Source organism: Pseudomonas sp. EZ-C24 (genome assembly GCF_014525325.1).
GTDB lineage: Bacteria > Pseudomonadota > Gammaproteobacteria > Pseudomonadales > Pseudomonadaceae > Aquipseudomonas > Aquipseudomonas shirazensis.
On record NZ_JACDIU010000021.1, the window covers coordinates 37,982 to 60,363 of the forward strand.

A 22,382-nucleotide genomic window follows, 5' to 3' on the forward strand; every position below is an offset into this window, starting at 1 on the left:
GCACTTCGCCGGCTGAATCTTGCGCCATCAGGCAGGCGATTAACGACAGCAGGTTTGCCAAGCCCCTCACCCGCCGTGTAAAACCTCTGTAATGAATAAAAAACGGTGCCGGGCCATAGGCTTAGGACATCCGTTGATACAGGCGCACGGTGAACCCCCCTTTGTTTCACGCGACATTTAATTATAGTATTGCGCCTTTCCCTATTTCGTCCGCTCCGTGCGGCTTACGCCGCAGGTCCCCCCCGTTGTCAATTAAAGCCAACGCTGGCCTGCGTACCGTTGCAATTAAGGTAGTCAATCATGAGCGCTAGGCACTTTCTCTCCCTGATGGATTTCACTGCTGACGAATTGCTCGGCGTGATCCGTCGCGGCATCGAGCTGAAGGACCTGCGTAACCGCGGCGTGCTGTTCGAGCCACTGAAGAACCGGGTACTGGGGATGATCTTCGAGAAAGCCTCGACCCGGACCCGCCTGTCGTTCGAAGCCGGCATGATCCAGCTTGGTGGCCAGGCGATCTTCCTGTCGCCGCGCGACACTCAGCTGGGCCGTGGTGAACCGATCGCCGACAGCGCCATCGTCATGTCGCGCATGCTCGATGCGGTGATGATCCGTACCCACCACCACAGCATCCTCACCGAATTTGCGGCCAACTCGCGGGTGCCGGTGATCAACGCCCTGTCCGATGAGTCGCACCCGTGCCAGCTGCTGGCCGACATGCAGACCTTCCTCGAACACCGTGGCTCGATCCAGGGCAAGACCGTGGCCTGGATCGGCGACGGCTACAACATGTGCAACTCCTACATCGAAGCCGCCCAGCAGTTCGACTTCCAGCTGCGCATCGCCTGCCCGGAAGGCTACGAGCCTGATCCACGCTTCCTCGCCCTTGCCGGTGAGCGGGTGCAGATCGTGCGCGACCCCAAGCAAGCGATTGCCGGCGCGCACCTGGTTACCACCGATGTCTGGACTTCCATGGGCCAGGAAGAGGAAACTGCACGGCGCCTGGCGCATTTCGCACCGTATCAGGTCACCCGCGAACTGCTCGACTTGGCTGCACCCGACGCCTTGTTCATGCACTGCCTGCCCGCCCACCGTGGCGAGGAAATCAGCCTGGACCTGCTCGACGACCCACGTTCGGTCGCCTGGGACCAAGCTGAAAACCGCCTGCATGCACAAAAGGCCCTTCTCGAATTTCTTGTCGAACCGGCTTACCACCACGCATGAGTCATCCGTTATTGCTCAACCTGCGCAACCTCGCCTGCGGCTATGGCGACCAGCGCATCGTCCAGAACCTCAATCTGCACCTCAACGCAGGCGACATCGGTTGTCTGCTCGGGTCATCGGGTTGCGGCAAGACCACCACGCTGCGGGCGATTGCCGGCTTCGAGCCGGTACACGACGGTGAAATCCAGCTCGCTGGCGAAGTCATCTCGCGGGCGGGTTTTACCCTGTCACCAGAGAAGCGCCGGATCGGCATGGTGTTCCAGGACTACGCGCTGTTTCCGCACCTGACCGTCGCGCAAAACATTGCCTTCGGCATCAGCAAGCACCCGCGCCAGGCAGCTGTGGTTGAAGAGATGCTCGAGCTGGTCAAGCTCGTCGGGCTCGGTGGGCGTTACCCGCACGAGCTGTCCGGCGGCCAGCAACAGCGCGTTGCCCTGGCCCGAGCACTGGCGCCGGAGCCGCAACTGCTGTTGCTCGACGAGCCGTTCTCCAACCTTGACGTGGAACTGCGCAGGCGCCTCAGCCATGAGGTGCGCGACATCCTCAAAAGCCGTGGCACCAGCGCCATTCTGGTTACGCATGATCAGGAAGAGGCGTTTGCCGTCAGCGATCATGTCGGCGTGTTCAAAGAAGGTCGGCTGGAGCAGTGGGATACCCCCTACAACCTGTATCACGAACCGCAGACGCCGTTTGTGGCCAGCTTCATCGGGCAGGGCTATTTCATTCGTGGGCAGATGAGCAGCCATGAAGCGGTGACCACCGAGCTCGGCGAGCTGCGTGGCAATCGCGCCTACACCATGGCCGTTGGCAGTTCGGTTGACGTGTTGCTGCGCCCGGACGACATCGTCCATGCGCCAGACAGCCCCCTGCGCGCCAGCGTGGTTGGCAAGAGCTTCCTCGGTGCCTCAACCTTGTATCGCCTGCAGTTGGCGACCGGCAGCCAGCTGGAAGCGATTTTCGCCAGCCACATCGATCATCAGGTCGGCCAGGACGTCGGCATTGCAGTGAAGGCCGATCACCTCGTGCTGTTCCCGGTGCCGGGCAGCGTCGCCACCCAGCACGCTCGTCAGGAAAACGGCGTTCGCCGTTACAGCTCGGCGAACTGAGAAACGGCTTGGGACACGATAACGGGTGACGGCAGCATCACCCGGCTTCTCAGCCCCGGCCGATCTCGGCAAATTTCCCTTGGGTATGCTCGGCCAATACCGCAGCAGCTAATTCGACCTCAAGTCCGCGCCGGCCAGCACTTACGTGAATGGTTGCGAACTGCTGCGCTGATTGATCGATAAAGGTGCGCAGGCGCTTCTTCTGCCCCAGTGGGCTGATCCCGCCGACCAGATACCCCGTGGCCCGCTGCGCCGCTGCGGGGTCAGCCATTTCACACTTCTTGACCCCCGCCGCGTGGGCCAGAGCCTTCAGGTCGAGCGTGCCCACCACTGGCACTACGGCCACCAACAACTCGCCCTTTTCACTGCTGGCGAGCAGCGTCTTGAACACCTGCACAGGATCGATGCCGAGCTTTTCAGCGGCTTCCAGGCCATACGAGGCCGACTTCGGATCATGTTCGTAACTGTGCACGCGGTGTTCAGCGCGGGCTTTTTTCAGCAGGTCGAGAGCGGGGGTCATGCGGGGCTCCGAGCAGAGAAGTTCGGCGGCTACTTTAGGTGAAAAGCCGCGAGCCAGCCAGCTGGTCGGCAAATTGCCAGATGCTGTCGGAATAGTCAGAGACCTCGCTGCGGGTCAAATTGTGGCTGACCGTTCACTTTCGACCTTTGACATGAGCGTTTCTTGCCTATATTTTTTCGTTTCTGAATAAATGGCGCACTCTTAAAGTGCGCTTTCGCTTATCCGCCCGGGGTCAATGGGGATCGACTCTGGGCCTTGCTGTCGAGCGCTCAGCGCCTCACAACAACAAGAACCGAGGTCATACATGACGACTGCACTACGCGAACCCACCCTTCGGGGCCAATGCATGGCCGAGTTTTTCGGCACTGCGCTACTGATATTTTTCGGCACCGGTTGCGTCGCCGCGCTCAAGGTCGCGGGCGCCAGCTTCGGCCTGTGGGAAATCAGCATTATCTGGGGGGTCGGCGTGAGCATGGCGATCTACCTCACTGCCGGTGTATCCGGCGCCCATCTGAACCCGGCAGTGAGCATCGCCCTGAGCCTGTTCGCCGGTTTCGAAAAGCGCAAACTGCCGTTCTACATCCTCGCCCAGGTAGCTGGCGCCTTCTGTGCCGCCGCGCTGGTGTACAGCCTGTACAGCACGCTGTTCTTCGATTACGAACAATCCCACGCCATGGTCCGCGGCAGCCAGGCCAGCCTGGAGCTGGCGTCGGTGTTTTCCACCTATGCGCACCCGGCGCTGTCGATCGGCCAGGCGTTTCTGGTTGAAATGATCATCACCGCGATCCTGATGGCAGTGATCATGGCCTTGACCGACGACAACAATGGCCTGCCGCGCGGAGCCATGGCACCGCTGCTGATCGGCTTGCTGATCGCGGTGATTGGCAGCGCCATGGGCCCGCTGACCGGCTTTGCGATGAACCCTGCCCGAGATTTTGGTCCAAAGCTGATGACGTTCCTGGCAGGCTGGGGTGATATCGCCTTCACTGGCGGACGTGACATTCCGTATTTCCTGATTCCGATATTCGCGCCCATTGTGGGTGCATGCCTGGGCGCCGCCGCCTACCGTGGCCTGATCGCCCGCAACTTGCCCACCGCGCAGGTTGCACTCGGGCAAACAGACGATAATTCCCAGAGCGATGCGCGGGCCTCCTGACCGGAGAGCCGCTGCCGACAGCCAGGCACAGCGCCTGGCCTCCCCCTATTTTGTGCAAGGCCACTGACATGAAAGACACCCAGGACAAGAACTACATCATCGCCCTGGACCAGGGCACCACCAGTTCGCGAGCGATCATCTTCGACCGTGACGCAAACGTGGTGGGCACCTCCCAGCGTGAGTTCGTCCAGCATTATCCGCAGGCTGGCTGGGTCGAGCACGACCCGATGGAAATCTTCGCCACCCAGAGCGCGACCATGGTCGAGGCCCTGGCCCAGGCCAGCATCAGCCACGCCCAGGTCGCCGCTATCGGCATCACCAACCAACGTGAAACCACGGTGGTGTGGGACAAGGAAAGCGGCCGCCCGGTGTACAACGCCATCGTCTGGCAGTGCCGGCGCAGTACCGAGATCTGTGCCCAGCTCAAGCGCGATGGCCATGAAGACTACATCCGCGAAACCACCGGCCTGGTCACCGACCCGTACTTCTCCGGGACCAAGCTGAAGTGGATCCTGGACAACGTCGAAGGGGTGCGCGAGCGCGCCGAGCGTGGTGAATTGCTGTTCGGCACCATCGATACTTGGCTGATCTGGAAATTCACCGGCGGCAAGGTACATGTCACCGACTACACCAACGCCTCGCGTACCTTGATGTTCAACATCCACACGTTGCAGTGGGATGAAAAGATGCTCGAGCTGCTCGGTGTGCCACGCCAGATGCTGCCAGAGGTGCGCGGCTCCTCCGAGGTGTATGGCCAGACCAAGAGCGGCATCGACATCGCCGGTATCGCCGGCGACCAGCAATCGGCTCTGTTCGGCCAGATGTGCGTCGAGCCAGGCCAGGCCAAGAACACCTATGGCACCGGCTGCTTCCTGCTGATGAACACCGGCGACAAGGCGGTCAGCTCCTCCCACGGCCTGCTCACCACCATCGCTTGCGGCCCCCGTGGCGAAGTCGCCTACGCGCTGGAAGGCGCAGTGTTCAACGGCGGCTCGACCGTGCAGTGGCTGCGCGATGAACTGAAGATCGTCAACGATGCGCTCGACACCGAGTACTTCGCCAGCAAGGTCAAGGACAGCAACGGTGTCTATCTGGTGCCGGCCTTCACCGGGCTGGGCGCGCCCTACTGGGACCCGTACGCACGCGGCGCACTGTTCGGCCTGACCCGCGGGGTCAAGGTCGATCACATCATCCGCGCCGCACTGGAGTCGATCGCCTACCAGACCCGCGACGTCCTCGATGCCATGCAGCATGACTGCGGCCAGCGCCTGAGCGAACTGCGCGTGGATGGCGGCGCGGTGGCCAACAACTTCCTCATGCAGTTCCAGGCCGACATCCTCGGCAGCTGTGTCGAGCGGCCAAAGATGCGCGAAACCACCGCCCTCGGCGCTGCCTACCTGGCCGGACTGGCCAGCGGCTTCTGGAGCAGCCTGGATGAGCTGCGCGACAAGGCTATCATCGAGCGCGAGTTCAGCCCGCAGCTGGATGAAGCGCAGAAAGAGAAGCTCTATGCCGGCTGGCAGAAAGCGGTCGAGCGTACCCGTGACTGGGAAGATCATGAGGCCTGATTGAAACTGTAGCGTTTCAGGCCCTGCCCGCTGCGGTCGCCATGTTCAGCACATGGCGACCGACTTGTTTGTACTGTGCGCACTGGCTGTCATCCCTTTCCTACGGCATCATTGCAGCATTTGTCCGGCAGCCCCCAAGGACCGCCCATGAATCTGCCCCCGCGCCAACAACAAATCCTCGAACTGGTGCGCGAACGCGGCTACGTCAGTATCGAAGAAATGGCCCAGCTGTTCGTCGTTACCCCGCAAACCATTCGCCGCGATATCAACCAGCTTGCCGAGAGCAACCTGCTGCGGCGCTACCATGGCGGCGCGGCGTATGACTCGAGCATCGAAAACACCGCCTACGCCATGCGCGCCGACCAGATGCGCGACGAGAAACAGCGCATCGCCGAAGCCGTGGCCCGGCAGATCCCGGACCATGCCTCGGTATTCATCAACATCGGCACCACCACCGAGTCGATTGCCCGCGCCCTGCTCAATCACAATCACCTCAAGGTCATTACCAACAACCTGCACGTCGCGTCGATCCTCAGTGCCAAGGATGACTTCGAAGTGCTGGTCGCTGGCGGCACGGTGCGCCGTGACGGCGGCGTGGTCGGCCAGGCGAGTGTCGACTTCATCAGCCAGTTCAAGGTCGATTTCGCCCTGGTCGGCATCAGCGGCATCGATGAAGACGGCAGCCTGCTGGATTTCGATTATCAGGAAGTGCGTGTTTCCCAGGCGATCATTGCCAATGCGCGGCAGGTCATCCTCGCTGCCGACTCGAGCAAGTACGGGCGCAACGCGATGGTTCGGCTCGGCTCGATCAATCTGGTCGATTGCCTGGTGACCGATCAGCCGCCCTCGCCCGCCTTGAACCAACTGCTCAACGACAACAAGGTCCGCCTGGAAGTGGTGTGACCTGCGCGCGGCGTCGCACTGAGCGCCGCGCCATGTTCGCTATTGTTCATTTCGCCGCGCCTATTGAAGTTTTCTATGAAGACTCGCTGGCGAATGCTTGCTTGTTGCGCTAGTATTTTCGCAAACGAACATCGATGTTCATTTTCGATGGTAGCAGCCTCAGGAGGCCTTGCCCGTGTCCCAGCCCGTTTCCTCCCAGCCCGTCCCTGCCGATTGCTACGATGTTGCCGTGATTGGCGGCGGTATCAATGGTGTGGGCATTGCCGCTGACGCTGCCGGGCGCGGCCTCAAGGTGTTTCTTTGTGAAAAGGACGACCTGGCGCAACACACCTCCTCGGCCAGCAGCAAGCTGATCCACGGCGGCCTGCGTTACCTCGAGCACTACGAATTCCGCCTGGTCCGCGAAGCACTGGCCGAGCGTGAAGTGCTCCTGGCGAAAGCACCGCATATCGTCAAACCGATGCGTTTCGTGTTGCCCCATCGGCCGCACCTGCGCCCGGCGTGGATGATCCGCGCCGGTCTGTTCCTCTATGATCACCTCGGCAAACGCAAGCGCCTGGGCGCCTCGCGCAGCCTGCGCTTTGGCCCGAACAGCCCATTGCAGGCTTCGATCAGCCGCGGTTTCGAATATGCCGACTGCGCCGTCGACGATGCGCGCCTGGTAGTGGTCAATGCGATGGCCGCCCGCGAACATGGCGCGCAGATCGCGACCCGTACCCGTTGCCTGCGGGCCGAACGCGTCGACGGTATCTGGCAGGTGCTGTTGCAGCATGCCGATGGCAGCCAACAGACCATCCACACCCGGGCGCTGGTCAATGCGGCCGGCCCATGGGTCGCCAGCTTTATCAAGGATGACCTAAAGCTCGATGCGCCGTATGGCATCCGCTTGATCCAAGGCAGCCATATCATCGTGCCACGCATGTACGAAGGCGAGCATGCCTACATTCTGCAGAACGAAGACCAGCGCATCGTCTTTGCAATTCCGTATCTGGAGCGCTTCACCCTGATCGGCACAACTGACCGGGAGTGGAGCGGCGACCCGTCCCAGGTCAGTATCAGTGAGGCAGAGACCGATTACCTGCTGAATGTGGTCAACCAGCATTTCAAACAGCAGCTCGGCCGCGCCGATATCCTGCACACCTATTCCGGTGTGCGGCCATTGTGCAACGATGAGTCCGACAACCCTTCAGCGGTCACCCGCGACTACACCCTGGCCCTGTCTGCCGACCACGGCCAGGCACCGCTGCTGTCGGTGTTTGGTGGCAAGCTCACCACCTACCGCAAGCTGGCCGAATCCGCCATGGCCGAACTGAAACCGTTCTTTAGCCAGATGGGCTCCAGCTGGACCGCGTCGGCGACATTGCCGGGCGGCGAGAACATGACAACAGTGCAAGCACTGGTCGACGCGCTCCGAGTCCGCCACCCGTGGCTGGCGGTAGATATCGCCAGGCGCTGGGCAGTGACCTATGGCGACCGTGTCTGGCGCCTGCTCGAAGCCGTACATGGCCCGGAAGATCTCGGCAAGGCGATCGGCGGCGGGTTGTTCGGCTGCGAAATTGATTACCTGCGCGCACAAGAGTGGGCCGTCAGTGCCGACGACATCCTCTGGCGGCGCACCAAGTTGGGCCTGTTCATCAACGCCGTCGAACAGCAAGCATTGGTGAATTACCTGCAGCAGGCCAGGCCGACCTCGGGCCAATCAGACGCCGCCTGAGTCGGCAGGCACCTGCGGCCGGGTAGCCACTCCTCAAAGTGGCTGCCCGCTGTATCCACGCCTGTTGCCCTTACCCCTCGTATGCACGCTCCTGTGCACTGATCTGCTCCAGTCTGCGCTCTCATCCCACCAGGATTCTCAATATCCGCTCCATTCGGATTTCCGAACAGCCTCGCCTCACTCATTCGGTAACCCGTCGGTAGCCTCGGGAAAATCTCGCATCACAAAAGATTAATACCCAGGCTTTTCGGGACGTTATGATCAATTACAGGGCTTGGCACGAGTCATGCTCTACACTTGGTAGCCGAATGCACTGCTTTTGCAGTATTCGTGGAACGAAGAGTCCGCCAACGGCTCCATAAAAAAAACAAACATGTCGAGGAAAATTTGATGCGTATCGTTCGTCAATTGCTGGGCGCCGCCATCGCGGCTGCTGTTATCGCTTCGCCGGCCATGGCTGCAGAGCTGACCGGCACCCTGAAGAAGATCAATGACTCGGGCACCATCACCCTGGGCCACCGCGACGGTTCCATTCCGTTTTCCTACATTGCCGATGCCTCGGGCAAACCGGTCGGCTACTCTCACGACATTCAACTGGCCATCGTCGAGCACCTGAAAAAAGAGCTCAACAAGCCGGACCTGAAAGCCAGGTACAACCTGGTTACTTCCCAGACCCGTATCCCGCTGGTGCAGAACGGCACCGTCGATGTCGAGTGTGGCTCGACCACCAACAACGTCGAGCGCCAGCAGCAGGTCGACTTCTCGGTAGGCATCTTCGAGGTGGGCACCCGTCTGCTGTCGAAGAAAGATTCCTCCTATAAGGATTTCGCTGACCTGAAAGGCAAGAACGTGGTGACCACCGCGGGTACCACTTCCGAACGCATCCTCAAGGCAATGAACGCCGACAAGCAGATGGGCATGAACGTGATTTCCGCGAAGGATCACGGCGAAGCCTTCCAGATGCTCGAATCCGGCCGTGCAGTCGCCTTCATGATGGATGACGCGCTGCTCGCCGGTGAAATGGCCAAGGCCAAGAATCCAAACCTCTGGGCCGTGACCGGCACCCCGCAATCCTACGAAATCTACGGCTGCATGGTGCGCAAGGGTGATGCACCGTTCAAGAAAGCCGTCGATGATGCGATCGTTGCGCTGTACAAGTCGGGCGAGATCAACAAGATCTACGACAAATGGTTCACCCAGCCAGTCCCACCAAAAGGCCTGAACCTGAACTTCCCGATGAGCGATGAGCTGAAAGAGCTGATTGCCAATCCTACCGATAAAGCGGCAGACGAAAAGAAGTCCTGACCCGCAGCTAGTTAGTGTCTAACCTTTCATCCGAGGGCGCTCGCGCCCTTGGATGTTCGAAGGTGCCCGTGAAACAACGATCCGAGGGGAAATCCCGATGAATTACAACTGGGACTGGGGCGTGTTCTTCAAGTCCACTGGCGTCGGCAGCGAAACTTACCTGGACTGGTACATCACCGGCCTGGGCTGGACCATCGCCATTGCCATCTGCGCCTGGATCATTGCCTTGCTGCTGGGCTCGCTGCTCGGCGTCATGCGCACCGTACCGAACAGGCTGGTATCAGGGATCGCTACCGCCTACGTCGAATTGTTCCGCAACGTGCCGCTGCTGGTGCAGCTGTTCATCTGGTACTTCCTGATCCCTGACCTGTTGCCCGAAGGCTTGCAGGAATGGTTCAAGCAAGACCTCAACCCGACTACCTCGGCATTGATCAGTGTGATCATCTGCCTTGGCCTGTTCACCGCAGCGCGAGTCTGCGAACAGGTGCGTACCGGTATCCAGGCACTGCCACGCGGGCAGGAATCTGCCGCTCGGGCAATGGGCTTCAGCCTGGCCCAGATCTATCGCAACGTACTGCTGCCGCAAGCGTACCGGATCATCATTCCGCCGCTTACCTCTGAATTTCTCAACGTCTTCAAGAACTCCTCGGTCGCCTCATTGATCGGCCTGATGGAGCTGTTGGCGCAAACCAAACAGACCGCTGAATTCTCGGCCAACCTGTTTGAGGCCTTCACCCTGGCCACCTTGATCTACTTCACCCTGAACATGGGCCTGATGCTGCTGATGCGCATGGTCGAGAAGAAAGTGGCCGTACCTGGCCTGATTTCCTTAGGAGGCAAGTGATGGAACTGGACTTCTCGGACATCATCCCCGCGCTGCCGGGCCTGTGGAACGGCATGCTGATGACCCTGCAACTGATGGTCATGGGTGTGGTCGGCGGTATTGCCTTGGGCACCGTGCTGGCCCTGATGCGGTTGTCATCGAGCAAGCTGATGGCAAATATTGCGGGCGCTTACGTCAACTACTTCCGCTCGATCCCGCTGCTGCTGGTGATCACCTGGTTCTACCTGGCAGTGCCGTTCGTGCTGCGCTGGATCACCGGCGAAGACACACCAATCGGTGCGTTCACCTCGTGCGTCGTGGCCTTCATGATGTTCGAAGCGGCATACTTCTGCGAAATCGTCCGCGCCGGTGTGCAGTCGATTGCCAAAGGCCAGATGGGCGCTGCCCAGGCGCTGGGCATGACCTATGGCCAGACCATGCGCCTGATCATCCTGCCGCAGGCGTTTCGCAAGATGACCCCACTGCTGCTGCAGCAGAGCATCATCCTGTTCCAGGACACTTCGCTGGTTTACACCGTGGGCCTGGTCGACTTCCTCAACTCGGCCCGTGCCAGTGGCGACATTGTCGGCCGCGCGAATGAATTCCTGCTCTTCGCCGGTCTCGTCTACTTCATTATCAGCTTCTCCGCTTCATGGCTGGTCAAGCGCCTGCAAAAAAGGATCACCGTATGATTTCCATCAAGAACGTCAACAAGTGGTACGGCGACTTCCAGGTGCTCACCGACTGCACCACCGATGTCAAAAAGGGCGAAGTGGTCGTGGTCTGCGGGCCTTCCGGCTCGGGCAAGTCGACCCTGATCAAGTGCGTCAATGCGCTGGAGCCGTTCCAGAAGGGTGACATCGTCGTCGATGGCACCTCGATCTCCGACCCGAAGACCAACTTGCCCAAGCTGCGCTCGCGAGTCGGCATGGTGTTCCAGCACTTCGAGCTGTTCCCGCACCTGACCATTACCGAGAACCTGACCATCGCGCAGATCAAGGTGCTTGGCCGCAGCAAGGAAGAAGCCACCAAGAAAGGCCTGGCCCTGCTTGAGCGCGTTGGCCTGTCAGCCCACGCCCACAAGCACCCTGGCCAGCTCTCCGGCGGTCAGCAGCAACGTGTGGCGATTGCCCGCGCCCTGTCGATGGACCCGATCGTCATGCTGTTCGACGAACCAACCTCGGCACTTGACCCGGAAATGGTCAGCGAAGTGCTCGACGTAATGGTCCAGCTTGCCCACGAAGGCATGACCATGATGTGCGTGACCCACGAGATGGGCTTTGCTCGCAAAGTGGCCGATCGGGTTATCTTCATGGACAAGGGCAACATCGTCGAAGACTGCACCAAAGACGAATTCTTCGGTGATCAGACCGCCCGCGACCAGCGCACTCAGCACTTCCTCAGTAAAATTCTGCAACACTAAGCCGGCCGCAGCGCCCCTGGTTCGGTCCGATCCGGGCTGGGGGTGCTGGTCGTGACAAGGCCACTGTGATGAAATGCGACCCCTCGCTCCTGCGCCCTGCCCTGCCTGCCGTGAAATCCCGTCTGATCCGCCAACTGCTGTTACCACCTCTGATCATCCTGCTGATGGTCGGCCTGGGCCTGATCGGCTACGTACTCAGTGACAACAGCGGTATTCGTATCCTCAGCGAAAACGGCGAACGGCAACTCGAGCTGCACGCGCGCACAGTCGAGAGTGAAATCAGCAAGTACACCTATCTGCCGAGCCTGCTTGAGCTGGAAGACAGCGTATCGCAACTGCTCAGCGAGCCTGAGGGCGGTGCGCGGCAGAGCGTCAACGAATACCTTGAAGGGCTCAACCGTCGTAGCCGCAGCCGGGCCATCTTCGTCCTCGATACCAGTGGCCGAGTCCAGGCGACCAGCAACTGGCGCGACGCTGATTCATTTCTGGGTGAAGACCTGTCTTTCCGTGCCTATTTCCAGGACGCGGTGCGGGGCGAGCCTGGGCGCTTCTACGGCATCGGCAGCACCACCGGCGAAGCCGGCTACTACCTGGCTCACGGCCTGGAAGAGCACGGCAAGATCATCGGCGTGGCCGTGATCAAGGTCCGCCTGGACACCCTCGAAGAGCGCTGGCAGCGTGCCCGCCTCGAGGCTTTTGTCAGTGATGAAAACGGCATCATCATCCTTTCCAGCGACCCCGCGAGGCGGCTCAAGGCAGTCCGTGCACTGAGTCCGCAGACTAAAGAACGCCTGGCGCGCAGCCTGCAATACTACTGGTGGCCACTGAACGAGCTGGAGCCGCTGGCCCGCGAAACCCTCGCCGATGGCGTCGAGAAACTGACCTTCCCGGCCAATAGCGAAACCGCCCAGGGCAAACTGCACGAGGTCACCTACCTGGCGCAGACCCGTCGCCTGGCTGATACGCCGTGGCACTTCACCCTGCTCACGCCACTGCAGGACCTGCGCCGCGAGTCGATGATCCAGGGCGTGCTGGTCGCGGTGGCCTTCGCCTTGCTGACCATCCTTGGCATTGCCTGGAACGAACGGCGCAAGGTCATCGCCACGCGCCTGGCCGCACGTGAGGCGCTGGAAGAAGCCAACAGCCACCTTGAACGCAAGATTGCCGAGCGCACGGCGGACCTGCGCGCCAGCAACGAACGCCTCAAGGGCCAGATTCGCGAGCGCCGGCATGCCGAACAGACCCTGCGCCAGGCGCAGGACGAGCTGGTCCAGGCCGGCAAGCTGGCGGCCATCGGGCAGATGTCGACCAGCATCGCCCACGAACTCAACCAACCGCTGGCAGCGCTGCGCACGCTGTCGGGCAATACCGTGCGTTTCCTTGAGCGCGGCGCACTGGAAACTGCCAGTGCCAACCTGCAGACCATCAACGGCCTGATCGACCGCATGGGGCGGATCACCGCCAGCCTGCGCTCGTTCGCCCGCCGCGCCGATGACGGTGGCCAGGCTTCGCTGGCACAGGCCGTGGAGGCCAGCCTGCAGGTCTTGGCCAACCGGATTGCCGGCAGCCATGTGCAGCTGCACAATCTGTACGAGGATCAGTTGCTGGCCATCGATCAGACCCGCCTCGAGCAGATTCTGGTCAACCTCATCGGCAACGCGCTGGACGCCATGGCCAGCCAGCCGCAGCCGCAGCTGTGGCTGGAAGGTGAACTCCAGGCCGACAAATACCGCTTGCTGGTGCGCGACAATGGTCACGGTATCGATGACGATACGCGCAAGCACCTGTTCGAGCCGTTTTTCACGACCAAACCGGGCGAACACGGCCTGGGCCTGGGCCTGACCTTGTCGGCAAGCCTCGCAGCTGCCGCCAAAGGTTCACTCAGCGTCGAGCACCCCGTCAGCGGCGGTACGGCGTTCGTCCTCGCCCTGCCGCTGGTCAACGCCCCCACACAACCGCCACAGCAGCCATGAGCGAAGGGTCCCCATGAACCAAGCACCCTTGACCGTCCTGATCGTCGAAGATGACCCGCATGTACTGCTCGGCTGCCAGCAGGCGCTGGCTCTGGAAGACATCGCCTGCGAAGGCGTGGGCAGCGCCGAGCTTGCCCTGGAGCGCATCGGCGACGACTTCGCCGGCATCGTGGTCAGCGACATTCGCCTGCCCGGCATCGATGGCCTGGAGCTGCTGAGCCGGCTCAAGGCCCGTGACCGCGGCCTGCCGGTGGTGCTGATCACCGGCCACGGCGACATCGACATGGCTGTCGGCGCAATGCGCAACGGCGCCTACGACTTCATGGAGAAACCGTTCTCGCCCGAGCGTCTGGTCGAAGTGGTACGCAGGGCCCTGGAACAACGCGGCCTCGCCCGCGAGGTGGTGTCATTGCGCCGCCAGTTGGCAAGCCAGAGTACGCTGGAGGGCCGCATCATCGGCCGCTCGCCGGCCATGCAGGAGCTGCGCGAACTCATCGCCAATGTCGCCGATACCTCGGCCAATGTGTTGATCGAAGGTGAGACCGGCACCGGCAAGGAACTGGTCGCCCGCTGCCTGCACGACTTCAGCCGGCGCCAGGCGCAACCGTTCGTCGCGCTCAACTGCGGCGGGTTGCCGGAGAACCTCTTCGAAAGTGAAATTTTCGGCCACGAGGCCAATGCCTTCACCGGTGCTGGCAAGCGCCGCATTGGCAAGATCGAGCATGCCAACGGCGGTACGTTGTTCCTCGACGAAGTCGAGAGCATGCCGATCAACCTGCAGATCAAGCTGCTGCGCGTGCTGCAGGAGCGGACCCTGGAGCGGCTGGGCTCGAACCAGAGCATTGCAGTGGATTGCCGCCTGATTGCCGCGACCAAGTCTGATCTGAATGCGTTAGGCCAGAGCGGCCAGTTCCGCAGCGACCTGTATTACCGGCTCAATGTGGTTACCCTTGAGCTGCCGCCGCTGCGCGAACGACGTGAGGATATCCTGCAGTTGTTCGAGCACTTTCTACAGCAATCGGCGCTGCGCTTTGACCGCGAAACACCTGAGCTGGACAGCCACACCCTGTCGCGGTTGATGTCCCACGACTGGCCAGGCAACGTTCGCGAGCTGCGCAACGTCGCCGAACGCTATGCGCTTGGCTTGCCGGCATTCAAGAAAACCGCCAGCGGCGGCGCCAGCCAGGGCCTGGGTTTTGCCGAAGCGGTGGAGGCATTCGAGCGCAACCTGCTCAGTGATGCGCTGCAACGCAGCGGCGGCAACTTGAGCCAGGCCAGCCTGGAGCTGGGCATGGCCAAGACCACGCTGTTCGACAAGGTGAAAAAATACGGCCTCGGCTGACCTCAATCGCTACGGGAAAATTCTGTGGACCTGATATTGAAAGCGGCACTCGGCGCGGGTGTGGTGATTCTTCTGGCAATCCTGTCAAAGACCCGCAATTACTACATTGCCGGGCTGGTGCCGCTGTTTCCGACCTTCGCCCTGATCGCTCACTACATTGTCGGCAAGGGCCGCTCGATCGAGGACCTGAAAACCACCATCGTGTTCGGCATGTGGTCGATCATCCCCTACTTCGTCTATCTGCTGACGCTGTATGTGCTGGTCGAGCGCATGCGCCTGGAGGCATCGCTGGCGCTGGCCACGCTGGCCTGGCTGATCGCCGCGACCTTGCTGGTGACCGTATGGGTGCGCCTGCACTGAGCACTCCCCGTTATTACAGTGTGGCGAGGTGAGAGGGTTTCTCACGCTGGGCTTTCAGGTATGGCAAGACCGCCCCCAGCAGAGGCGCCTTGAACGGCGCTTGAAAACGATGCGCAAGCCCCGGAATCAAGCGCAACTGGCTGCCCTGGATATGCGCCGCCAGGTGCACTCCGTGCATCACCGGTAGCAGCGGGTCTGCGGTACCGTGCACCACCAACGTCGGCACGCGCAGCTGATTGAGCAGCTCGACTCGGCTCGGCTCAGCCAGAATCGCCAGAATCTGGCGCTTGGCGCCTTGCGGATTGAATGCCCGATCATAGGCCTGCGCCGCCTGTTGAATCAGCTCCTGGCGCTCATCCTGCACCTGCGGGCTGCCCAATGCGGCGAGCATGTCAGCCTGCTGCTCAATGGCCACAGCACGGCTCGGAGCACTGCGCCGCGCCAGCAACTGCAGCAACGCTGCGCTGGGTTGCGGTAGGCCGGCGGCGCCGGAGCTGGACATCACCAGGGTCAGGCTGCGCACCCGCTGCGGCTGCATGGCGGCCATATGCTGGGCAATCATGCCGCCCATGCTCACCCCCAGTACATGAAACTGCTCGATGTGCAGTGCGTCCATCAGTTGCACGCCATCCTCGGCCATATCGGTCAAGCTGTAAGGCGCCGATACGCTCAGACCAAGTTTGTAGCGCAGCGCCTCGAACGTCAGGTTGGCCGAGGCCGGCGCTGTATTCCAGCGGGTCAGACCAACGTCGCGATTATCGTAGCGGATCACCCGAAAGCCCTGTCGGCACAGGGCTTCCACGACATCGTCGGGCCAGTGGATCAGTTGACCGCCCAGCCCCATGACGAGCAACAGCGCAGGATCTGACGGCGCGCCGACGCTTTGATAGACCATGCTCAGCGCCCCCAGGTCAGCGCGCTGCAGTGCCACACTGGCATCGCAGCGCGCCATGGCAATGGTGCTCGGCGCAGCGCCCCATAGCATCAACACAAACAATAAAAAACGCATCAAGCAACACCAGCACGCAAAGCCCCATTAGTCCGCCAGTCTGATCAACTTGATTGAAAAGCGCTGCCACACTTGCGTGACAATTTGATGAACCCTGCCAGGCGGCCACTCAGGCAACATTAAGACCGCCTGGGCCACACCTGCAGATCGACAAACCGCGCCAACATGAGCCAAACTCACGCACTATCGCGTTTAGCTCCGGAGTTGGTCGTGCTTGAAATTCGTCACCTGAAAACCCTTCATGCACTGCGCGAATCAGACAGCCTGGTCGAGGCCGCCGAGCGCTTGCACCTGACCCAGTCGGCACTTTCGCATCAGTTCAAGGAACTTGAAGAGCGCCTGGGCATGCCGCTGTTCGCGCGCAAGACCAAGCCGATTCGCTTTACCAGCGCTGGCCTGCGCCTGCTGCAACTGGCGGACGCCACCCTGCCCTTGCTGCGCGGTGCCGAACGCGACATCGCGCGGCTGGCCGGTGGTACTGCAGGGCGCCTGCACATGGCGATCGAATGCCACAGCTGCTTCCAATGGTTGATGCCGACCATCGACCAGTTCCGCGATGCCTGGCCGGAAGTCGAACTGGACCTGGCCTCTGGCTTTGCCTTTGCCCCGCTGCCGGCGTTGGCCCGTGGCGATCTCGACCTGGTGGTGACCTCCGACCCGCTCGACCTGGCCGGGATCACTTACGTGCCGCTGTTCACCTACGAGGCAATGCTGGCGGTAGCCAACCAGCATGCGCTGGCGAGCAAGCCGTACATCGTGCCGCAGGATCTGGTCGACCAGACCCTGATCACCTACCCGGTGGAACGTGACCGTCTCGACATCTTTACCCGCTTTCTCGAACCCGCCGACATCGAGCCCGCCGCCATCCGCACCTCGGAGCTGACGGTGATGATGATGCAGCTGGTGGCCAGCGGTCGTGGCGTCTGCGGCATGCCGCACTGGGCCCTGCACGAATACAGCTCGCGCGGCTATGTGAAGGGCAAGCGCTTGGGCGAAAAGGGACTGTTTGCCACGCTCTACGCCGGGGTGCGCACCGACATGCTCGATGCGCCGTACATGCGTGACTTCCTGCTAACCGCCAAGGACACCTCGTTCGCCACCCTTGATGGGGTCAGCGCGGTGCGTTGAGCAACCGGCGGTACAGCGGCAGAATCAGGTCGCGGGTCAGCGGCGCCAGCAGTGGTGCCGACGGTTGCTCGGCGGTCATCCACAGCACTTCTTCGATCTCCGCTGCGGGCGCTACGGTGGTGGCACAGTCGACGCGAAACAGCTCGCACTGAACCTCGAAGCCCGGTTCGTTCGCCGCCGGCGCGCTGAACTGGCCCAGGTACTCGGCCGCAGCGACATCGATGCGCAGGCCGAGCTCTTCTTCCAGCTCACGGCCCAATGCTGCCAGCGGCGTCTCCCCTGCATCGATCTTGCCGCCTGGCTGCATGAACGCCTGAGTGCCGCGCTTGCGCACCAGCAGCGTGCGCCCTTGCGGGTCGATGAGCAGAGCGGCGGCGATGCGGATGATGTTCGGCATGGATAACTCGGGGCAGGATTAAGCCGGCGAGGATAGCCGATCCAACCTCCCCGCGTATCAAGCAAACGCCGCTAGACGAACGGCCCCTTGCCAAGTGCGCGTTCGAGCGCCATAACCAGAACATGAACCTGCCTACCTCGCAGCACCCTGCCCTCGCGCTGTTTCATCCCGCCGTCAGCAGCTGGTTCCGCCAGCGCTTCGCCACGGTTACCGACGCCCAGGCCCGCGCCTGGCCGCTGATTCATGCCGGCCAATCGGTACTGCTGACAGCGCCGACCGGCTCGGGCAAGACCCTCAGCGCCTTTTTGGCGGTACTCGACGAGCTGTTCCGCGAGGGTCTGGCCAATGACGGTCAATTGGCTGAGCAGACTCAGGTCATCTACGTGTCGCCACTCAAGGCACTGTCCAACGACATCCGCCTGAATCTGCAGGCGCCGCTCGAAGGCATCAGCCAGGTGATTCAGGCGCAGGGGCTACAGGCGCCGCAGATCACCACCGCGGTACGCACCGGCGACACCCCGCAAAAAGAGCGCGCAGCGATGCGCCGGCGCGCGCCGCATATTCTGGTGACCACGCCTGAATCGCTTTATGTGCTGCTCGGCTCGGCGTCCGGGCGCGCAGGTCTGGACAGCGTGCACACGGTCATCGTCGACGAGATCCACGCCGTGGCCGGCAACAAGCGCGGCTGCCATCTGGCGCTGACGCTGGAGCGCCTGCAAGCCCTGACCGGCAAGCCATTACGCCGCATCGGCTTATCAGCTACACAGCGCCCGGTCGAACGCGTGGCGCAGTTTCTGGTCGGCCAGCAGCGGCCCTGCGCCATCGTCGATGTCGGCCACGCGCGCCAGCGCGACCTGGCCATAGAGATGCCGCCGGTGCCGCTCGGCGCGGTGATGTCCAGTGATGCCTGGAACCTGGTCTACGACCGCCTGGCCGAGCTGGCCCGCGCCCACCGCACGACTCTGGTGTTCGTCAATACGCGCCGACTGGCCGAGCGCCTGACTCGCCACCTTGGCGAGCGGCTTGGCCAGCAGGTGGTTGCCGCGCACCACGGCAGCCTGGCCAAGGAGCACCGCCTGCTGGCCGAGCAGCGCCTGAAGGCTGGCGAGCTGCAGGTGTTGGTCGCCACCGCATCGCTGGAACTGGGCATCGATATCGGCGAGGTCGAGCTGGTCTGCCAGATCGCGTCGCCGGGTTCGATCGCGGCGTTCATCCAGCGCGTTGGCCGCTCTGGCCACCAGGTCGACGGCACGCCCAAGGGGCGCCTGTTCGCCACCTCGCGCGACGACTTGATCGAATGCGTGGCGATGCTGGAATGCGTGCGCCGCGGCGAACTGGATGAGCTGCACATACCCAAGGCGCCGCTGGATGTGCTGGCCCAGCAGATCGTTGCCGAAGTCAGCAACCAGCCCTGGTCGGAGCAGGACTTGTTCGATTGTCTGCGCCAGGCCGCACCATTTGCCGCGCTGGAATATGAGCACTACCAGGCGCTGCTGCGCTTGCTTGCCGAGGGCTACAACGGCCGCCTCGGCGTGCGCGGTGCGTATGTTCACCGTGATGCGGTCAGCGGCATGTTGCGCGGCCGCCGCGGCAGCCAGCTGACGGCCTTGACCAGTGGCGGCACCATCCCCGAGAACGCCGACTACAGCGTGCTGCTCGAGCCCCAGGCGCTGAACATCGGCAGCGTCAACGAAGACTTCGCAGTCGAGAGCATCACCGGCGATATCTTCCAGCTCGGCAATGCCTCCTACCGCATCCTGCGGGTCGAGGCCGGCAAGGTACGGGTCGAGGATGCGCGCGGGCTCCCGCCGACCATCCCGTTCTGGCTCGGTGAGGCGCCCGGGCGCAGCGATGAACTATCGGCGGCAGTCGCACGCCTGCAAAGCCAACTCGATCAGCAGTTGCAAGCCAGCCAGGGTGCGTTTGAACCGGTCAGTCAGTGGCTGGCAACTACGTACCAGCTAGATGACGCCTGCGTCAGCCAACTGATCGATTATCTGGGGCGCACCTGGCAGGTGCTGGGCGCTTTACCGTCCCAGCAGACGCTGATCATGGAGCGCTTTTTCGATGAGTCCGGCGGGACTCAGCTGATCATCCACTCGCCCTACGGCAGCCGCATCAATCGCGCCTGGGGGCTGGCCCTGCGCAAGCGCTTTTGCCGCACTTTCAACTTCGAGCTGCAGGCGGCGGCCAGTGAAGACGCGATCGTGCTGTCGCTGTCTGCTGGCCACAGCTTCGAGCTGGATGAAGTGTGGCGCTATCTCTCGAGCAACAGCGCCGAGGCGATCCTGATCCAGGCAGTGCTCGACGCGCCCCTGTTTGGCGTGCGCTGGCGCTGGATTGCCTCGGTCGCGCTGGCCTTGCCGCGCTTTGTCGGCGGGCGCAAGGTGGCCCCGCAAATCCAGCGGATGAAGAGCGAAGACCTGGTCGCAGCAGTATTCCCCGACCAACTGGCCTGCCTGGAAAACATCGCCGGCGAGCGGCAGATTCCTGAGCATCCGCTGGTTGCCCAGACCTTGCACGACTGCCTGCACGAAGCCTTGGACAGCGACGCCTGGCTGGCCCTGCTCAAACGCATGGAAGGCGGCCAGTTACGCCTGATCAGCCGCGACCTGCCGGCACCTTCGCCGTTGGCAGCGGCCATTCTCAATGCCCGGCCCTATGCGTTTCTGGACGATGCACCGCTGGAAGAGCGGCGCACTCAGGCGGTGCTCAACCGGCGCTGGAGCGAGGTCGACAGCGCCGATGATCTCGGCGCGCTGGATGCCGACGCCATCACCGCGGTGGCCCAGGAAGCATGGCCGCAACCGAGCAACAGCGACGAGATGCACGAGGCGCTGATGAGCCTGGGTTGCATCAGCCAGGCCGAGGCAGCGGCCAATCCGGGCTGGCTGGCGCTGCTGCAGCGGCTGGCCAAGAGCGGTCGCAGCAGCCGTCTGGACGGCCCCGAGCAGCCGCTGTGGGTGGCCCGTGAGCGCTTGAACCTGTTCAACGCGCTATACCCGCAGGCACTGTTCGAGCCGGCCGTGACCTTGTTACCGGGCTTCGATACACCGGTCGATGCCGACAGCGCCCTAGGCGAGCTGCTGCGCTCTCGCCTGAGCGGATGCGGCCCGCAAAGCCGTGAGCAGATAGCCGCATCACTGGGCCTGCCGCCGGCGCAGATCGAGCAGGCCCTGGCCGCCCTTGAACAACAAGGTGTGCTGTTGCGCGGCTATTTCAGCCCAGGCGCGCAGGCACTGCAGTGGTGTGAGCGGCATCTACTGGCGCGCATCCATCGCTACACGGTCAAGCGGCTGCGCCGGGAGATCGAACCGGTCAGCCTGCAGGACTACATGCGCTTCCTGTTCGACTGGCAACACCTGGCGCAGGATCAGCGTATGCGCGGCCGCGAGGCGCTCGGCGAAATACTCGGCCAACTGCAAGGGTTCCCCGGCGGCGCCGGTGCCTGGGAGGCCGACCTGCTGCCGGCGCGCATCAGCGATTACAGCCCGCAATGGCTGGATGATGCCTGCCGCAGCGGCCAATGGGCCTGGAGCAGGCTAGCGCCGACTGCGGCCAGCAGCACCTTGGCGAGTACGCCACTGGCACTGTTGCCACGCGAGCATCTGAGTCTATGGCGCAGCCTGACCAGCACACCTGAGGTCGCCAGCCTCGGGCCGCGGGCGCAGCGTGTGCATGCCGCACTGCAGGCGCAAGGGGCGTTGTTTTTCGAGGAGCTCTCACAGGAGGCGCATCTGCTGCCCAGCGAGCTGGAAACCGCATTGCAGGAATTGGTCGGGGCCGGCCTGGTCGGCGCCGACAGTTTCATCGGCTTGCGCTGCCTGATCACCCCCGCTGCCAAGCGCAAACCGCGTATCAGCCGGCGTGGTCGGCCAGCGTTGTTCAGCGACATGGCCCATGCCGGGCGCTGGGCACTGCTCCGGCGCACCAGCGACGAACCCGATCACGACCTGCGCCTCGAATACATTGCGCGGGCGCTGCTGCGCCGCTACGGGGTGATCTGCTGGCGTCTGCTGACGCGTGAATCGGACGCGCTGCCAAGCTGGCGTGAGCTACTGCGCTGCTACCAGCGCCTGGAGGCCCGCGGCGAAATCCGCGGCGGGCGGTTTATTGCCGGGCTGGCCGGCGAACAATTTGCCCTGCCGGACGCAGTCGGGCTGCTGCGCCAGGTCAGGCGCAGGCCGCTGGATGGCGAGCTGGTGCTGATCAGCGGCAGCGATCCACTGAATCTGCTTGGCACCCTGCTGCCAGGCGGAAAACTGCCGGCAGTGGCCGGTAATCGGCTGCTGTACAAGGACGGTGTGCCCGTGGCAACGCAGGTCGGCGGGCGCTATGTGGTTCTGCTCGAGGCAGCTGCCGAGGAGCAGGATGGCTGGCGGCAAAAGCTGCTGCGCGGCTGACTGCGCTGGCCATGTGCCGGGCGTTAGCGCT

18 protein-coding genes are annotated in these 22,382 nt (G+C 62.5%); 15 read left to right on the top strand and 3 right to left on the bottom strand.

Annotated features, from left to right (window positions below; genetic code table 11):
• The first annotated feature begins 300 nt into the window (after positions 1–300).
• Entirely contained in the window at positions 301–1,221 is a 921-nt protein-coding gene (argF, locus tag IDM28_RS17575) for an ornithine carbamoyltransferase (protein ID WP_101321844.1), read from the top strand.
• Complete coding sequence (locus IDM28_RS17580; protein WP_150570567.1) at positions 1,218–2,327, top strand: ABC transporter ATP-binding protein; 1,110 nt, start codon at positions 1,218–1,220, stop codon at positions 2,325–2,327. The genes argF and IDM28_RS17580 overlap by 4 nt, the downstream gene beginning before the upstream one ends.
• A 49-nt stretch (positions 2,328–2,376) precedes the next feature.
• Here IDM28_RS17580 and ybaK read toward each other — a convergent pair whose 3' ends face one another.
• Positions 2,377–2,847 carry a Cys-tRNA(Pro) deacylase gene (gene ybaK, locus IDM28_RS17585; RefSeq protein WP_101321846.1) on the bottom strand — a complete coding sequence of 157 codons (471 nt, stop codon included), beginning with the start codon at positions 2,845–2,847 and terminating at the stop codon, positions 2,377–2,379.
• A 304-nt stretch (positions 2,848–3,151) separates the two neighbouring features.
• Here ybaK and IDM28_RS17590 point away from each other — a divergent pair, with 304 nt between their 5' ends.
• From IDM28_RS17590 to IDM28_RS17640, 11 genes are all read left to right on the top strand, one after another.
• Entirely contained in the window at positions 3,152–4,003 is an 852-nt protein-coding gene (locus IDM28_RS17590) for an MIP/aquaporin family protein (protein WP_103438365.1), read from the top strand.
• A gap of 68 nt (positions 4,004–4,071) precedes the next feature.
• On the top strand, positions 4,072–5,571 hold the full coding sequence (gene glpK, locus IDM28_RS17595) for a glycerol kinase GlpK (RefSeq protein WP_188036564.1): 1,500 nt from the start codon (positions 4,072–4,074) through the stop codon (positions 5,569–5,571).
• Between the two features lie 147 nt (positions 5,572–5,718).
• Positions 5,719–6,474 carry a DNA-binding transcriptional repressor GlpR gene (gene glpR / locus IDM28_RS17600; protein ID WP_101321849.1) on the top strand — a complete coding sequence of 252 codons (756 nt, stop codon included), beginning with the start codon at positions 5,719–5,721 and terminating at the stop codon, positions 6,472–6,474.
• A 175-nt stretch (positions 6,475–6,649) separates the two neighbouring features.
• Complete coding sequence (gene glpD / locus IDM28_RS17605; RefSeq protein ID WP_150570568.1) at positions 6,650–8,188, top strand: glycerol-3-phosphate dehydrogenase; 1,539 nt, start codon at positions 6,650–6,652, stop codon at positions 8,186–8,188.
• A gap of 390 nt (positions 8,189–8,578) precedes the next feature.
• Positions 8,579–9,493: a glutamate/aspartate ABC transporter substrate-binding protein gene (locus tag IDM28_RS17610; RefSeq protein WP_101321852.1), complete on the top strand. Its 915-nt coding sequence runs from the start codon at positions 8,579–8,581 to the stop codon at positions 9,491–9,493.
• 97 nt (positions 9,494–9,590) lie between these two features.
• Positions 9,591–10,337 carry an amino acid ABC transporter permease gene (locus tag IDM28_RS17615; protein WP_188036565.1) on the top strand — a complete coding sequence of 249 codons (747 nt, stop codon included), beginning with the start codon at positions 9,591–9,593 and terminating at the stop codon, positions 10,335–10,337.
• Entirely contained in the window at positions 10,337–11,008 is a 672-nt protein-coding gene (locus IDM28_RS17620; RefSeq protein ID WP_101321854.1) for an amino acid ABC transporter permease, read from the top strand. The genes IDM28_RS17615 and IDM28_RS17620 overlap by 1 nt, the downstream gene beginning before the upstream one ends.
• The gene (locus IDM28_RS17625; RefSeq protein ID WP_101321855.1) at positions 11,005–11,739 is read left to right on the top strand and encodes an amino acid ABC transporter ATP-binding protein; all 735 of its coding nucleotides are present in this window, start codon (positions 11,005–11,007) and stop codon (positions 11,737–11,739) included. The genes IDM28_RS17620 and IDM28_RS17625 overlap by 4 nt, the downstream gene beginning before the upstream one ends.
• A 68-nt stretch (positions 11,740–11,807) precedes the next feature.
• A complete protein-coding gene (locus tag IDM28_RS17630; RefSeq protein WP_188036566.1) occupies positions 11,808–13,712 on the top strand; it encodes an ATP-binding protein in 1,905 nt (634 codons plus the stop codon).
• 13 nt (positions 13,713–13,725) lie between these two features.
• Positions 13,726–15,054, top strand: a complete 1,329-nt coding sequence (locus IDM28_RS17635; protein ID WP_101321857.1) for a sigma-54-dependent transcriptional regulator — start codon at positions 13,726–13,728, stop codon at positions 15,052–15,054.
• A 33-nt stretch (positions 15,055–15,087) separates the two neighbouring features.
• A complete protein-coding gene (locus IDM28_RS17640) occupies positions 15,088–15,414 on the top strand; it encodes a GlpM family protein (protein WP_178080841.1) in 327 nt (108 codons plus the stop codon).
• A 13-nt stretch (positions 15,415–15,427) separates the two neighbouring features.
• Here IDM28_RS17640 and IDM28_RS17645 read toward each other — a convergent pair whose 3' ends face one another.
• Positions 15,428–16,426 (bottom strand): alpha/beta fold hydrolase, encoded by a 999-nt coding sequence (locus tag IDM28_RS17645; protein WP_150570569.1) that lies wholly within the window; start codon positions 16,424–16,426, stop codon positions 15,428–15,430.
• A gap of 207 nt (positions 16,427–16,633) precedes the next feature.
• On the opposite strand from IDM28_RS17645, the gene metR reads away from it, so the two are divergent.
• The gene (gene metR, locus IDM28_RS17650) at positions 16,634–17,551 is read left to right on the top strand and encodes a transcriptional regulator MetR (protein ID WP_101321860.1); all 918 of its coding nucleotides are present in this window, start codon (positions 16,634–16,636) and stop codon (positions 17,549–17,551) included.
• Here the strand turns inward: metR and IDM28_RS17655 are convergent.
• On the bottom strand, positions 17,535–17,948 hold the full coding sequence (locus tag IDM28_RS17655; protein WP_188036567.1) for an NUDIX hydrolase: 414 nt from the start codon (positions 17,946–17,948) through the stop codon (positions 17,535–17,537). The genes metR and IDM28_RS17655 overlap by 17 nt on opposite strands.
• A 122-nt stretch (positions 17,949–18,070) precedes the next feature.
• Here IDM28_RS17655 and IDM28_RS17660 point away from each other — a divergent pair, with 122 nt between their 5' ends.
• Positions 18,071–22,351 (top strand): DEAD/DEAH box helicase, encoded by a 4,281-nt coding sequence (locus IDM28_RS17660; RefSeq protein WP_188036568.1) that lies wholly within the window; start codon positions 18,071–18,073, stop codon positions 22,349–22,351.
• Positions 22,352–22,382: the final 31 nt, after the last annotated feature.